Origin of the sequence: Niallia sp. Man26, from assembly GCF_022049065.2 — a bacterium.
Lineage (GTDB): Bacteria > Bacillota > Bacilli > Bacillales > Cytobacillaceae > Niallia.
On the sequence record NZ_CP095745.1, the window covers coordinates 205,982 to 221,017 of the forward strand.

The 15,036-nt window shown below is 31.4% G+C and carries 16 protein-coding genes and 2 pseudogenes; 9 read left to right on the forward strand and 9 right to left on the reverse strand.

The genetic code is table 11. The annotated features are described in order from the left end of the window. Positions 1–19: 19 nt before the first annotated feature. The 4 genes from L8T27_RS27255 to L8T27_RS27270 all read left to right on the forward strand — a co-directional run bounded on the left by L8T27_RS27255 (position 20) and on the right by L8T27_RS27270 (position 2,454). Complete coding sequence (locus L8T27_RS27255; protein ID WP_237944392.1) at positions 20–832, forward strand: hypothetical protein; 813 nt, start codon at positions 20–22, stop codon at positions 830–832. 178 nt (positions 833–1,010) lie between these two features. Continuing rightward, on the forward strand, positions 1,011–1,592 hold the full coding sequence (locus tag L8T27_RS27260) for an SMI1/KNR4 family protein (protein WP_237944393.1): 582 nt from the start codon (positions 1,011–1,013) through the stop codon (positions 1,590–1,592). 130 nt (positions 1,593–1,722) lie between these two features. Further along, positions 1,723–1,962: a hypothetical protein gene (locus L8T27_RS27265; protein WP_237944394.1), complete on the forward strand. Its 240-nt coding sequence runs from the start codon at positions 1,723–1,725 to the stop codon at positions 1,960–1,962. A 75-nt stretch (positions 1,963–2,037) separates the two neighbouring features. Next, a complete protein-coding gene (locus tag L8T27_RS27270; RefSeq protein ID WP_237944395.1) occupies positions 2,038–2,454 on the forward strand; it encodes a hypothetical protein in 417 nt (138 codons plus the stop codon). Positions 2,455–2,727: 273 nt separating this feature from the next. Here the strand turns inward: L8T27_RS27270 and hepT are convergent, their stop codons facing one another. The 3 genes from hepT to L8T27_RS28855 form a co-directional block, all read right to left on the reverse strand. Next, entirely contained in the window at positions 2,728–3,126 is a 399-nt protein-coding gene (gene hepT, locus L8T27_RS27275; protein WP_237944396.1) for a type VII toxin-antitoxin system HepT family RNase toxin, read from the reverse strand. A gap of 320 nt (positions 3,127–3,446) precedes the next feature. Further along, positions 3,447–3,836, reverse strand: a complete 390-nt coding sequence (locus L8T27_RS27280) for a type II toxin-antitoxin system death-on-curing family toxin (protein WP_237944397.1) — start codon at positions 3,834–3,836, stop codon at positions 3,447–3,449. Further along, a complete protein-coding gene (locus L8T27_RS28855) occupies positions 3,833–3,967 on the reverse strand; it encodes a hypothetical protein (RefSeq protein WP_282581477.1) in 135 nt (44 codons plus the stop codon). The genes L8T27_RS27280 and L8T27_RS28855 overlap by 4 nt, the downstream gene beginning before the upstream one ends. Positions 3,968–4,222: 255 nt before the next feature. On the opposite strand from L8T27_RS28855, the gene L8T27_RS27285 reads away from it, so the two are divergent. Continuing rightward, on the forward strand, positions 4,223–4,639 hold the full coding sequence (locus L8T27_RS27285; protein WP_237944398.1) for a DUF4304 domain-containing protein: 417 nt from the start codon (positions 4,223–4,225) through the stop codon (positions 4,637–4,639). 621 nt (positions 4,640–5,260) lie between these two features. Beyond that, entirely contained in the window at positions 5,261–5,530 is a 270-nt protein-coding gene (locus tag L8T27_RS27290) for a hypothetical protein (RefSeq protein ID WP_237944399.1), read from the forward strand. Between the two features lie 246 nt (positions 5,531–5,776). Here L8T27_RS27290 and L8T27_RS27295 read toward each other — a convergent pair whose 3' ends face one another. The 3 genes and pseudogenes from L8T27_RS27295 to L8T27_RS27305 all read right to left on the reverse strand — a co-directional run bounded on the left by L8T27_RS27295 (position 5,777) and on the right by L8T27_RS27305 (position 8,429). Further along, complete coding sequence (locus tag L8T27_RS27295; protein WP_237944400.1) at positions 5,777–6,097, reverse strand: hypothetical protein; 321 nt, start codon at positions 6,095–6,097, stop codon at positions 5,777–5,779. A 145-nt stretch (positions 6,098–6,242) separates the two neighbouring features. Beyond that, positions 6,243–7,531 (reverse strand): annotated as a pseudogene (gene istA, locus L8T27_RS27300) (IS21 family transposase). 395 nt (positions 7,532–7,926) lie between these two features. After that, positions 7,927–8,429 (reverse strand): annotated as a pseudogene (locus L8T27_RS27305) (DUF2716 domain-containing protein). A gap of 216 nt (positions 8,430–8,645) precedes the next feature. Here L8T27_RS27305 and L8T27_RS27310 point away from each other — a divergent pair. Then, positions 8,646–9,029: a VOC family protein gene (locus L8T27_RS27310; protein WP_237944401.1), complete on the forward strand. Its 384-nt coding sequence runs from the start codon at positions 8,646–8,648 to the stop codon at positions 9,027–9,029. 1,121 nt (positions 9,030–10,150) lie between these two features. Here L8T27_RS27310 and L8T27_RS27315 read toward each other — a convergent pair. The 3 genes from L8T27_RS27315 to L8T27_RS27325 all read right to left on the reverse strand — a co-directional run bounded on the left by L8T27_RS27315 (position 10,151) and on the right by L8T27_RS27325 (position 12,685). Next, entirely contained in the window at positions 10,151–11,185 is a 1,035-nt protein-coding gene (locus L8T27_RS27315) for a two-component system sensor histidine kinase NtrB (protein WP_237944402.1), read from the reverse strand. Between the two features lie 538 nt (positions 11,186–11,723). Next, a complete protein-coding gene (locus L8T27_RS27320) occupies positions 11,724–11,960 on the reverse strand; it encodes a DUF3953 domain-containing protein (RefSeq protein WP_237944403.1) in 237 nt (78 codons plus the stop codon). A gap of 365 nt (positions 11,961–12,325) precedes the next feature. Next, on the reverse strand, positions 12,326–12,685 hold the full coding sequence (locus tag L8T27_RS27325; protein ID WP_237944404.1) for a hypothetical protein: 360 nt from the start codon (positions 12,683–12,685) through the stop codon (positions 12,326–12,328). A 137-nt stretch (positions 12,686–12,822) separates the two neighbouring features. Here L8T27_RS27325 and L8T27_RS27330 point away from each other — a divergent pair, with 137 nt between their 5' ends. Together L8T27_RS27330 and L8T27_RS27335 are read left to right on the forward strand one after the other, a co-directional pair. Continuing rightward, positions 12,823–13,641 carry a helix-turn-helix domain-containing protein gene (locus L8T27_RS27330; RefSeq protein ID WP_237944405.1) on the forward strand — a complete coding sequence of 273 codons (819 nt, stop codon included), beginning with the start codon at positions 12,823–12,825 and terminating at the stop codon, positions 13,639–13,641. 125 nt (positions 13,642–13,766) lie between these two features. After that, positions 13,767–14,890 (forward strand): IS3 family transposase gene (locus L8T27_RS27335; RefSeq protein ID WP_481858879.1). Its coding sequence is split into 2 segments (ribosomal slippage): positions 13,767–14,013 and positions 14,013–14,890, totalling 1,125 coding nucleotides; the frame shifts between segments, so codons are not numbered across the junction. Positions 14,891–15,036 lie beyond the last annotated feature (146 nt).

Here is a 15,036-nt window from a genome sequence, read left to right on the forward strand (position 1 = left end):
ACAAGATAGGAGTTTAAATATGGTTGATAAGAAAGCAGTTAAAATACTCTTTAAGCGTTATTGGTCTTCTGCTGGATGGACAAATACCCACCTTAGTAAAGAGGAATTACAATACGCCAAAGAAGCAAGGATTATGTTCGAACCAATAGAACAATCCCATGATGAAATTATCCATAACGTTAATGAATTTGTAAATATATTAGATTTAAAGGAAATTATTGAACAATTTATTGCAAGTTTATCTACAAGAAGACTTGACCTTCGATCCGCTTTAGGGTCTTACATAGTAGGCAAGCATCTATTAACACACACATTTACAGGGACGGAAACTTATTGTATTTATTGTGGATCATATAGTAAAACCCAAGAAAGACAAGATTTAAATATACTTAATTTTGAAAGGTTTAAATGGGGTGGAATACGTCACTTAGACCCTTTATATATAGCCTTTGATTTGAATCAATACTCAAATTCAGAAAAACTGGTACCTACCTCAGAAGATTATGAAATCTTAAATAAGATATTAATTGCTATAAATGAACTCCCTCCAGAAGGAAAAATAAGAAATTTGGAAAAAGCACTTACTAAAATTATTAAATCAAATAAAGAGGAAAGGGAAGTATTACTACAAATATTAGGTTATTGTTCTATATTGTCAAATAAAGAATATCCAGGTTTTATTAATAAGTTTATTCCATTTGTCGAAAGGGAAGAGCCCAATCATTATAAAAATGATTGGACATATCCAGTTTGCTTTTGGACTGGTAAAAGTGGATTGAATAGAGAAGCTTTAAAGATAATTTTTCCTAATGCTATAGAATTTGTAAATTGAAAAAGTATTTCCACCACTTTGTGAAGAAATGCACTTAAATATTGGGGGCTTTCCTTAAAAAAGGAATGTTTTTTCTTAGTTCTTATGTCGTTAAAGTGACAGGTTACTGAAAGAAGGAAGCTAATTATAAATACCGAATTAGTAATTAAAAGACCAGATAAATAGAGGGAAAAATAGTATGAAAAAAATAATTGAAAAAGCGTTAAATTATAATGGTCCAATCGAGCAGTTTAAACAGAGTGGGTTAACTATTATCTATCTTTCACAAGAGTTGAAAGAGGATAAGAAAATTGTTTTTCCCGACAATGTTGCTCATGCATTTTTTTCACCAGTAACAGATGAATTAATCTTACAAACCGAAAAAGAGCATAATATTAAGTTTCCAACTATCTATAAGGAACTAATTAAAGTGAGCAATGGTTTTTCATTAGAAAGTGGATATTTAGCCTTTTTTGGACTGCCATTAGGGTTATGGAAAGGTTTTTCTCAAAAGGAAAAAGCCTTTTTTTACCACGACATAATTCAAGTAAATAAGTCCGATGCTCCTAAGAAAATAACGAATAGATACTTTGTAATAGGTCAGGACTATGGTAATAATAATTGGTTCGGAATTAAGGATAATAAAATATTTGTTATTAATAAGTACGGTAAGCAGTTAGGAGAAATTGATTTTATTAACGAATGTATAAAATCGGTTGAGAAATATAATAGCAACTCTGATGAAGCAATCGCTTATATTAAGGATTTATTTGAAAATTGAAGTTAATCTTATTGTGCTAACGAGGGCGTTAATCCAGTAAGAATCAATGCTTCTTTATTGCTCTGGTACTAACGAGAGTTTAATGGCATAAGGAATGTTATAATAATTTCTAAAAAGAGGGAAAATCAGCATGACTATTTTAATGATTATTTTGGGTCTTTTTTCATTTTTTGGTTTGATATTTTTTTCCTTTAAAAATAAAGAATTTTATCAAGAGGAAAGTTTCGATAATATTGGCTCTTCAGGAATTTTAGCTGAAATATTGCTTTATATAATTAGTTTATTACCTTGGTATTTAATAAAGTTGTTTATGATTCTTCTTTTCTTAGGTATGTGCATATTTTGCTTGTGTTATTTTATTTATGCTTAGAAAAGACAAAGGAAACATTAGTCATAGAAAAGAGAAGAATAAAAATGCAAATTTTGAGGAAGAGTGGGTTGTTAAATGAACAAAGAAATAGAAGAAATTATTGTTAAATCTTTCTTTGAAAAAAGATTACAAAAAAGAGTGCTATTCGAATTAACGTCCCCCAAAAAACGAAGTAATGCATTAGATAGATTGAACCACAATTATCTAATTACACTTCGCAAGGAATTTTTGATTGAAATTGCCAAACCAAATTCAGACCCGTATGAAATAGAAAAAATAATGAGAAAGCAAGGAGCTGGTAATAGTTGTTATGTAATGTCGTGTGATTCTAGTTTGGATGGGAAAGAACTGCCTACATCAACGGCAATAGAACAATTAATTTGGTATCAAGCTGCTTCAATTATATCCTTTATACCTGGAAAATTAGCATATTTTCAAGCAGAGTTGGATTACGGATTTCTCCCTAGATTTATTTTAAAAAGTTCATTATAAAGGTAATCAAATTATTATCATTTAGTGACTTAATAAGGGGAAGAACTGTTTTTGCTATTCTTTTTTAACGTCTGAAAGTAAGAGTGTGAAGAAATGCACTTAAGCTATCGGGGGCTATAGTGAAATAAGGGGATGTAATTTGATTTCCCTAAGAGTTCAGGGAAATCAGGGGTGAAATTGACTCAATATACTCAGTTATCCGCTAAACAAGAACAATTGTTCGTATAATACAATTGTTACGAATAATTGTTTACATAATATTTTTATGGTTTATTAAAACGAATTGATTGTCTTAGTATATTCAAAAAAATCAACTAAATTAGTATCTAGGATTGTTTGTAGATCAACTAAGTTAATTCCATTACAATCTTTAACAGCTACCTTACAAAATGCGACTAAATCCTTCATTTTACTTGAAAGACAAGGAGAGAGAATACCTTCTAGTAAATTAAAAGCATCTAGAGTAATATGCGGAAGCCCGAGCCTAAGTATAGCCACTATGTGCATTGCAAGATTAATACTAGCTTCGCAAGCTCTTTGTAGATTCAAAATAATGGAATCCTGTTTGGTGTAATTCTCTAAGTTTTTTGGATTTTGGTTATATTCCTCAGAAATCCGACTAATACAACGTTCAATAATAGCTACCTTATTTAAAATTAGATCACTTTTCATATATAATCACACTCTCAATTATTTGTAAGATCAGTTAAACCAAAGAGAAAATTTCAACGACTGCTGCTAATTTGTAGATATTAATGATAGATTGTATTTGCATATTACATAGGAAAAATAGATATGTCTATTTCAAAACCTATTACATGTTTACACCTGTATCTAAAAGTTTATTTATAAACTGTTCTTCTTAATCTCTCTTATACTATTCGTAAAATATGGATTATACGAATAGTATTAAATTTCCTATTTTATAATTAAACCAAATAATTTATGTGCACAATGAAAAAGAGACTCGTTTAATTCGAGGCTCTAGCTTCTTACTTATGATACGTATTTTTCCTTATAATTTCTACTGTCTCTTCAAAAGTTATTCTACCTGTAACAAAATCCACCGTTAAATCGGCTGCATGTTTCTCGTTCATTACACAAACATGACCATTGATGAATAGAAAGTAAGTCATACAAGCAAAAGCAGTTCGCTTATTTGCGTTGTGAAAAACATGATTTTTGGCAATTGACTCAAACAAAGCAACAGCCTTCTCAAAAATGTCCTTATATAAGGAATCCCCAAACATGGTTTGAAATGGACGATTAATTGCACTATCCAATAAATTAGGCTCCTTAACTCCGACCATTTCTCCTTCGCTATATCTTTCAATTAACTTTCGATTAATCTCATATGCTATCTCAGCAGATAGATACTTCATCTTTCCACCAAATCCTTGAAGGTCTCGTCATACAAGCGAAAAACAACGTCTAAGGCTTCTTGATCAATCTTTTTTTCTAACTGAACCTCTTCATTTTTCTCGTTTCTTTTGTTCTTTTCAAATTCGCTCATGTCATCACCCGTTTTCTCCAAATTTCTTACCTTTATTATACCAAAAAGCAAAGCTCCATACTTATTTTACCTTTAAACTTATCTTTGTCTTACACCCATTTCTTAAAGAACATTTTCACCTGAACCAATTCGGTGAAAATCAAGAACTGGATCATACGTAGCCATTTATTACTGGAATGCTGCCAAGTTTGTTCTAACAAGGAAAAAAACTAAAATAGAATATATAACAAAAAAACATTCTAAGGAGTACTTCAAATGGCTTCTATTGAAAGAAAGAAAATGGATAATGCTTTAAAACAGGTAGTAATTCCAGTATTAAGAGAACAAGGTTTCAAAGGTTCTTTAACTCATTTTAGAAGAATGAATGAAAATAATATTGATTTATTAACATTTGAATTCAATAAATGGGGTGGGTCATTTACTGTGGCGGTAGGAATATGTCCCAAAGAAGGTGTAACATGGGAGGGAGAAAAAATACCATTAAATAAAATTAACGTTTACGATGTAGAAGATCGGTTAAAATTGGGAAACAAAACTTTTGCTGATGGTAATACTATTGTTTTTGATTATGAAAATGCAAAAACAGAAGAAGATTACAAACGAGTTGCTGAAGAAGTTCTTAGTTTATTAAAGACATCAGACGTTTCTTGGATTACTTCATTAGTTAAATAAAATACCACTAATAATAGACCCTTACATTTAGAGAAGCCGTTCTTTCAAGAAGGGCTTTTTTACTTATTGATCTATTACAGAAATGCTGCCCGGTTTGTACCATAAAAAAACCACCAACGAGGTGGTCATTGAAACCATTTATTTATCTAAGAAACGATAGTAAAGTGCTATTACATAATTACCTATAATAAATACTGCATACATTTTAAACATAAATGCAAAGAAACCTTTGTTTTTGAAATTTAATAACAGATAAAGAATAGACATTACTAATACAAGAATATATAAAGGTGCTATTACTAACTTTGAATATAGATCTGGTAACGTCATTTTTTTCTTTCACCCTAGTTGAGATATTTCTTTTTTGCTTGCAATGAGTTTATTATATCTCTAGACGACATCCTTTGAATACTTTAACTTATTGGATTTCTGATTGCAATAATCTGCCATTCCTGTTTTATAAACGGAAGACCTTCCCTTTTTGCAGCAATACTACCCTGTTTTTTTATGTCTTTTACCAATAGTCCTCACATTTAATTTATATCATTAAATGCCTAAACATAATTGTCCATTTGCTTTTTTTGTCTGATAATTATTAGTAAAGGGAGTGAATGGTGAAAAATGAAGAAATTTCAAGTACATCTAAGTTTAAAGAATGGTAATAAACATACCTTTATTGAGTGGGCTCTAGGAGATCGAGAAATTATAAATAGAATTACAAACTCAGCTCTCGGTCGTTGGTATGTATTCACCGAAAACTATGTTAGGTACCAAGTATTAAAAGAAGAAATAGTAAGTATAGGCATAACCTTAACAAATGAGCAAATGAATGATTACAACAAACAGCAAAATGATTATTTACAACAATATGGTGATAGTGAATCCTATTAAGAATAAGAAAAGACATCCCTTTCGAGAAGGATGTCTTTTTAGTTTGAGAGCTAGGAAGGATTAATAACTGTCACTGGTGACAAAACACTACACTATCAATGGCTTCCTTTTATTAACTTTGTGAATAAATGTACTTAAATAAAACTGTCACTTTAACGCCATAAGATCTAAGAAAAAACTTTCCTTTTTTAAGGAAAGCCCCCAAGGTTTAAGTACATTTCTTCACAAAGTGGTCGAAATACTTTTTCAATTTACTGATTCTATAGCATTAGGAAAAATTATCTTTAAAGCTTCTCTATTCAATCCATTTTTACCAGTCCAACAGCAAACTGGATATGTCCAATCATTTTTATAATGATTGGGCTCTTCCCTTTCAACAAATGGAATAAACTTATTAATAAAACCTGGATATTCTTTATTTGATAATATAGAACAATAACCTAATATTTGTAGTAATACCTCCCTTTCCTCTTTATTTGATTTAATAATTTTAGTAAGTGCTTTTTCCAAATCTCTTATTTTTCCTTCAGGAGGGAGTTCATTTATAGCAATTAATATCTTATTCAAGATTTCATAATCTTCTGAGGTAGGTACCAGTTTTTTTGAATTTGAGTATTGATTCAAATCAAAGGCTATATATAAAGGGTCTAAGTGACGTATTCCACCCCATTTAGGTTTCTTAATAACTGTTGATAATTAGTAGATGGATTCATTATTTATACACTTCTCCAATCGTTGCTAAATTTTTCTTTGCCAAATCATCGATTTCAGGATAGTTATAGTAAGGCGCTGAAACAGCCAAACTTGCTTTGTAATGTGCCTCTTGATAATTTAGCTTCGCTTTGCTGATTGGATGCTGTGCAATGAGTTTCATGTTATAATAAATCCATAAATAGTTATCGTACACTTGTAAACCTACATTCTTCCCTTGATATTCTGGTGGTACGGAGTACTGGTTTGATTTGTAGGAGATCATGTTGGATGCATTGACCTTTACTTGTGTATGCTTAATGCGATAGGAATCTCTTACTTTTTCAGTTGGTAGCTGGAGTAAGTGGTTCCTTTCTTTTTTAAATTCAATGATCGGGATTTTCCCTGTCCCTTGGTGAATCTGACGATTCACTCGGTTGGCTAAATCCAGTATAAATTGTTGCAGCTCCTCTAATGTGAATTGACCTTGATAGGCATGTATTTCGTCTAACAATTTCATTGTCGTTTCTATTTTCCCCTTTGTCCTTGGGCGTCCAGCGATACAAGCTTTTACTTTAAAACCAAAGTCTTTTGCGAATTGCTCAAACTTCGCATTTACTTTACCTGAAGAATGTTCTGTTCTTGCTTCATCCATCACTGTTTTCATATTATCTGTAAGGAGTTCCGCAGGAACACCTCCAAGCGTTTCAAAAACTTCTGTTAGAAAGGAAAATAATGTACTTTGTGACTTTGAGATACTCATGTAGAATACTCGTAATCTTGAGGTCGATAGAATGAGTGCAGCTACATTTATCTCGATCTGTTTACCATCTTTTGTTTCATATCGGATATTCTCCTTCCAATCTAATTGAGCTTGCTTACCTAGGGGAGTTTCATAACGAACAGTCCCATTGGGAGAAGCAATACGTTTATCTTCTCTAAAGTAAGCATTAAATTCGGGTATGCGTGCAATATAAGCACGAAAGGTCGAAGCACCGCATTCTAATCCATGATTATCCTTTAAGTACTGCCAAAGTATCCTCCGATAATAAAACACCTGTTTAGAATCCTCTGATAAAAGTGCAGCGATTACTTCATAGTATTCATCAATCTTTGAAGACTTTTTCCGTGTCCTCTTAGGAACAAAACCATTTAAGTATTTGTCAACTGTTCGGCGGTCTACCCTTAATTCCTTGCCAATTTACTCTTATTAATTTTCATTTTCATATGCTCCATTATTTGTTTAAATTTTGGTAAGTCTGAAAGACTATTAATCTCAAAATCAACATCGACATTAAATGATATATACATAGCTAGTCACCTCAAGACTAGTATGTAAAATGAAAGCAACTTTGTACATATTTATTCAAGCATTAATGTACATATTTAAAATAGCATTTCTACTAAGGTGGGTATTTGTCCATCCAGTGGTAGACCAATAACGCTTAAAGAGTATTTTAACTGCTTTCTTATCAACCATATTTAAATTTAAACCCCTATCTTGTTTGATTAAGTAATTGAACTATATAAAAAGACGATAAAGTTAATTATATCTGCATCAGTATATATAACAAAATCTACCTTTAACACATTGTCTTAAGGTGTATGTAATTGCTAATAAATATAATATTTCAATGCAAATTGTGAGGAATCCTTCTGCAACATAAAGAAAAAGCCTTCCCTTTTATTAAGGAAAGACAATTAAATTATCCCTGACGTAATATCTTTTGAAACATTCTCGGTTGATGTTTTTCAAAACCTTTTATCAATTCTTTTCCAAAAATAGTGATGGTTCTTTCCCAAGGGTGTCCCAATAATCCCCATTCAAAATTCTTATGAATAAAAAGTAATAGTCACCGTTTGGAAAGATGGGTACTGTCCATTCATCAAACTCACTTTTTGAAAACTCTAAACGTGGGTTTATCCAATAACCTGGATGCTGCCAATCTAACGCATACATATATTCATTCTTCTGTGTGAGTTCTTGAAATGCTAGCAATGACTTATCCTCTAGGTCATAATACATCTCATTATAAGTATCTATATCTCCAGACCAATTTATATAGGAGGATACATCATAAGTTATAAATGGCTTGTGAACATCAAAAGATGGGAAGTTTGATATGCTTGGTTCAAAATTAAGGTCATCATATATCCTATCCCATACCTCTTTATATTCTAATGTAGATAATTCAACCCAATTCTCCATTTGAATAGCCACCTTTACGATGCTTTTATTAGATGTTATTATATCATTTCTTGTTGAACTAACCTGCCAAGATTGTTACATAAGCACGATTCCATGTTTGTCCAACTAGTGTTCTGTATTAATGTATTGCGACAAAAAATTTTCAGGGTTTTAAAGGTATTTCTCTTCTTTTATTGAATTCTGTAAATTGACTCCTATTTAAAGGTGGACTGTTCTATGAATTCAATTTCTTCTCCTATTGCTTGTAAAGTAAATAATGTTTTTATCCATGTTAGTAACCTAGAAAAATCATCTGAATGGTACAGTGACTTACTTGGACTACCATTCACTAAGGACAATGTTGAATCACCTGTTTACAACATTCCCATTACTTCTGAAACTGGACTTACTTTGGACGATCACACATTTGACCCAGAGTTTAAACTAAATCCTTCTGACCACGTTTTATTTAATTTTTTTGTTCCAAATATTGATGAAGCTTATGAATTTGTAAAAAGCAAAGGGATTACAATTGTTAGAGAAATTGAGCGAATTGGTGATTTTGCTTATTTTAACTTTAAAGACCTAGATGGAAATGTACTAATGATTTGTAATTGCTAACGGTCTAAGCTATGGTTATTTGAACCATAGCTTCTTTTTTGACAATTATGAGTTTAAAATTTCTTCTTCCACAAACCTGCCATGATAGTGCTATAAAAATGGTTTAGTTATTACAGGAATGCTGCCATTTTAGCTCCAGAAGACTCCCTATTATCTTTGATAATCAAAAGTTTCTCTTTATGTACCCTTAGTTATTCACCTACTTAAAAACTATTTAGTAAATAAATATTTATTGCTACCAGGCTGTTTCTTGATTTCATTCCAAGCTTTAATAGCTTTCTCACGACTTACTCCTTGATTCTTAGGATCTGAATAAAAATCACGAATGAATTGATTATATTCAAATTGAGGGGCTATGGTTTTCTTAAACGAAGGATTTTTCTTTAGTTCTTCCTCTTCATTCCAGGCTTTAACTACTTCACGATATGTTTTTCCAACATTTTTGGGACAACCGTCTTAAAAAAAATTCTCTTACATTTTGACTGCAACGATGGTTTTCAGTGATAACTGTATCCAAACTTAAGTTTCCTTGGGGCTGAGGCTTCTTATTCATATTTGATTTTCTCAAAGGTTTTTTAATTTCCCCTGTTCGAAGGAATGTTTCAATCCTATTGGTAATCTCTATTTAACTTTTTTGTGTCCAAATTATTGACTCAAATCCAATTTTTGTTTATGTAGTTATTTAGCTCCCAAATGTCCTATTTATCTAAGAGAAAAAGGCAATTAATTCTACGTTTAATCCCCCTTTATTATTTAAAAAAATGATCTTAAAATAGCGTTAAAGTCCTTAATATCAGCAACTACTATATTAAGGGAATTCTATTATATTTGGCTATATTTTTGAAGGATAGCAAAGGATTGGTATGTAAATGTCCTATATAAGTTCCGATAATTTATATTTCAAAAATCTATTAATTTGTAGAAGTAATCCTTAAACTAATCCCATAAAAGGCAAACGCTTCCACGAAACCAACTTACAAAATTCCGATATCAAGAATGTAGGCAGGTAACATTCTTTTTTATTTAATGGAAATAATTAAACTAGCACAGTAAGTATGTAAATTATATCTACGATTCCTTTAACAAAGGTAATAGTGTATTAGTTTAACATTATATTTTTGTTAAATAGGGATCTCTATTGTAAAAACAGTTCCTTTCCCTTCCTCGCTATCAATCCAAATTCTACCATTATGACTTTCGATTATATTATATGTTACCATTAGACCTAATCCAGTTCCTTCTGGTTTATTTGTAATAAATGACTTTCCAATACTATCAATTAGTCTCCTTGGTATACCAGTTCCATTATCTCTAACGCTAATCCTCACATCATCCCTATTCTTAATTACATTAATATGTATTTTTCCGTTATCTGAAATAGATTCTATTGCATTTTTTAATAAATTTAAAAATACCTGCTTTAGTTGAGTTTTATCACCTTGAATATATATTTTTTCGGAACACTTTTCCAAAAAAATCTCAACATTTCTTTTAAGAGTTTTTGTCCCAAATAAATTGATAGATTCCTGTAAAATTGGTATAATATCTATCCTCCTAAAATTAGTTTGTTTAGGTTTGGATAAATGTAATAATTCATTTGTTATATTCTCGATTTGCTTAAGCTCCGTAAGAACAATATCAGCATATTCGTTTTTCGGAAAGTCATTTTTTAGCAATTGTAAAAAACCCCTTATGGATGTCAAAGGATTGCGAATTTCATGTACAATTCCTGCGGCCAATTCTCCTATTAGTGAGAGTTTCTCTGTTTGCATTATTCTATTTTGAATCTCTTTTTTTTCTGTAATGTCTTTTATTATGACCTGTGCTAATGTTTTGTCAGCATGGCTGTAAGGTGTTGCTGTAATTTCTACATCAATAATTTTTCCATCTAATTGAATCATTTTCTGTTCCATTAAAGGCACACTTTCTTTATACTCTATAACCCTCTTTAGTCGTTCTTTACAAATTGAATGGAAATCTTTATGTAGAAACAGATCAAAACTTTGATTGATTATATCTCGTTTGGAATTTAAAGATAATAGTTCTATAGTTGCCATGTTGGCGTATACTACATTTCTATTATCAAGAACCAAATGGGAATTCAAGCTATTTTCCATTAGTTCATGAAAGTTAAGGTTATCTATTACTGCATTCACAAGATCTTCCTCTCCCTTAATTAATTGTCAGATTATTTATTATAATATAATTTCAAGTAGCAATAAGTAAAGGATTTATCAAATATTAATTAATACTTTGATATGCAAAGCGTAAATGCCACTACATCCGCGAAATGGGATTATTAACCAGAATAAAAATATAATACAAATGAAAGTTTCCTTTCTTCCTACAAAACTTCAGTAAGATGGAAATTATGAGTAAATAGCTACACATAAAGAATTTTCTCTACATTAATAAATCTTAGTACAAGGCACCAAAAGCTCGTCAACTAGTGGGGATAATATAAAGTAACAACCTGGGGTTAATGATAGCTTATTTCCTTCTTTAGGTAAAACCTACCTTTGAAATCTTAAGAATTACATTTGGGCTAGTTACTTGAATGATTAAATAAAAAACGTGTTATTAAAAGAAAACAATAAAAGCGAACTAATTTTTATTATTTTCTTTTAAAAACCTTGTAGCATAAGATCTATAACATTCTTAAGAATTATTATTTGGGATTTTATATGTATTCTCCTAAGTTTCAAATAACAGGATGAAAATAGACCCAATTATATAGAAACCACCTAGCAGCAACATTATAACCGGAGCAATTTTCCTTTCTTTCATTATTTCAGTAAATCCTATAACTAAAAATAATAATCCAAGAAATAAAAACATTAAAGCCAATATTAGAGTACTACCAGTTACAGTTCCGATAAGGGCTAGTAAAGCTGCGAAAATGGCAAAAACAACTTTTAAACCTCCGGACAAACTATATTCCCCTCCTATACAAAAAAACCTGTTACCAAAAGACATAGATGTCCCTCGGTGACAGGCTCCTCCAATTAAAGTGATATATTATCCACCATGTTAGCATATTCAGTTAAAAAGGTCTAGTTAAACAACCCATTAGTCCAGTCCTCTGTTTTTGCTTTGGTAACGGGCATCTTGAGTCAACTCCGCCCTTTTTCCCTGAACCGTAGGAAGATCTCCTACCTTTCAATTCAATAGCTACTTATTGCGCTAAAGCCCCCGATTGTTTAAGTGAATTACTTCACAAAATTATATTTAAACACTTAATTTAAGCCATATTACACTCATAAAAAGCAGCCATTTAATTGGCTGCTACTCTAATTCTATTTATCAATTTTATATGTCATATTAACTCCACGATACGTAGATAGTGTGTATTGTGTCTGATAAACAAAACCTTCTGTATCCTTAGTATGAATTAATGGATGACAGCTTAAATTCCAACCATTAAGATGAGAGTCTTTTTCCTTATATTCATTTTTCAAATTATTAAGTTCTTCCTGCGTGTTAACTTCAAAAACTGCAATACCACCTAGTGGTCTGTTTGCAAAATGTTCATGGTAAATTACTTTTCCTAATGCTTTGTTTTTGATCCATTCATTCAAAGCATAATTTGATCCTTTAGCGTTCAAATCTTTAGGCGCAATCCCATAAACTAAATAACATTTCTTCTTAAACATCATTATTTTCACCTCAATAAATTAATACAAGTAACTTACCTTTATATTAATAATGAAGTAAAATTAAACAATAAACATTACATTAGTTGCTTTTATGAAGAGCAATTTTAGATGAAGAAAGGAGTTAAAACCTATTTAAGATGATTGATTTTCACATAAAGTTACCAAACGTAAAGTTCCTACAGATTAGTGGACAAAATTGGTGTGATTCTATTCATACACATGATGATGTTTATCAGATCTCTATCCCCATTAAAGGACAACTAAATACTGTAATAGAAAATAAAGAGACAGTTATATCATGTGGGCAATCAATTATAGCTAATCCTTTATCCGTACACGGTCATCAAATAAATAGTACTCCAAGTTCCTTTTTAATTATTGGTTTTAAAAGTGATGTGTTTAATAACTGGGCTAAAGAAAATTTTTTAATAAAGCAAGAAATAGAATTTTCCAAAGAACAAAATCTCTTTATAAATGATTTGCAAAGCAACATGAAGTTGTGGTTATCACCATACTTATTTAACGATAATCAATTTTCTAACACATTTTTGTATGATTTAGAAAATACTATCTTTAATTATTTATTTAAGACACTGAGGGGTAGCCAAAATAATAAAGAAATTAAACTCCAGCTATTATCTGATACATATCTGAATACTGTCTTAGATTTTATTCACTCAAATTATACAAGAGAAATTACCATTGAACATTTATCTCAAATATCCAGACAAAGTAAATACCACTTCCTTAGAACTTTTAAGAAAACTACAAATTATACACCTCATCAATATATTTTAATATTACGTATCAATAAGGGAAAAGAGTTATTAAAGAAGACAAATAAAACCATTTTAGAAATAGCAAATGAAGTTGGTTTTTCTTCAGAAACTCAATTTTATCGTAATTTTGTAAAACTAATGGCTTGTACACCAAGTAAATATAGAAAACAATTGTAGAAGACCCCCCTTGCAACCAAGGGGGTTCTTCTTCTTTCGCTAAACTGTGAATCGGCTACACTAAGTTGGACAGAATTTATAAGGGCTAGTACACTAAACATACTAACCTAAAGGAGCTTGGTACAATGCCGCGCCAACGTAGAACTTTTACAGCCGAATTTAAACTTCAATTAGTAAAGCTATATGAAAATGGAAAGTCCCGTGCGGATATCTGCCGAGAGTATGAAATCACACCATCCTCATTAGATCGTTGGATTAAAAATCATCAAGAAACAGGATCCTTTTCTGCGAAAGATAATCGTACAGAGGAAGAGAACGAGTTAATGAGATTGCGCAAAGAAAACCAACGCTTAATGATGGAGAATGACATTTTAAAGCAAGCTGCGCTGATCATGGGACGAAAATAAATGTGATTCGAAATAACACACACAAATATTCAGTATCAGCAATGTGTAACGTCCTCCATATACCCAAAAGTAGTTACTACTATCAAGCCAATTTGTGCGAAAAAGAAGCCCATGAAAGAGAAGAAGTGGAGCTTTCCAATGAAATTCAACGCATTTTTAAGGGAAGTCGTTGTAACTATGGTACTCGCAAACTCAAAGTAGAGTTAAAGAAGCAAAACTGGATCGTTTCTCGTCGTCGAATCGGTCGGATTATGAAACAACTAGGCTTGGTATCGAATTATACGGTGGCACAATACAAGCCATATAAACAATCCAGTAATGAAGCTCCTACCCGAAACGAGTTAAAACGTCCATTTAACCAAGAAGAAGCATTAACAGTAGTTGTAAGTGATTTAACATACGTCCGTGTCGAGAAAAAATGGCATTACGTATGCTTATTTGTCGATCTTTTCAACCGAGAAATTATCGGCTATAGTGCTGGTCCAAATAAGACAGCTGACCTGGTATATAAAGCATTGGCAAGCATTAAAGGTAACTTGCATAACATTCAAATGTTTCATACAGACCGAGGAAAAGAGTTTGATAATAAACTACTTTCCGAGGCTTTAGAAACATTTGGGATTCAAAGATCTTTGAGTACAAAGGGATGTCCATACGATAACGCCGTCGCCGAAGCCATGTTCAAAGTCTTCAAAACGGAATTCGCAAATGGAGCACATTTTACTTCTCTTGAACAGCTAAAACTGGAATTAAATGATTATGTTCATTGGTTTAACCATATTCGAATTCATGGAACACTCGGTTACTTAACGCCAGTAGAATTCAAGAAACAGGCCTTATAAAAGTTGTCCAGTTTGGTGTTGACATTCCAGCTTCTTATTTAAAAACGAAGGAGGAGTGATGCTAAAAAAAGGGGGCATTGTTACATATAAACGGAAAGAGTATGAAATACTACATTTATATAGCAGTGGTTATGCAGAACTAAAAG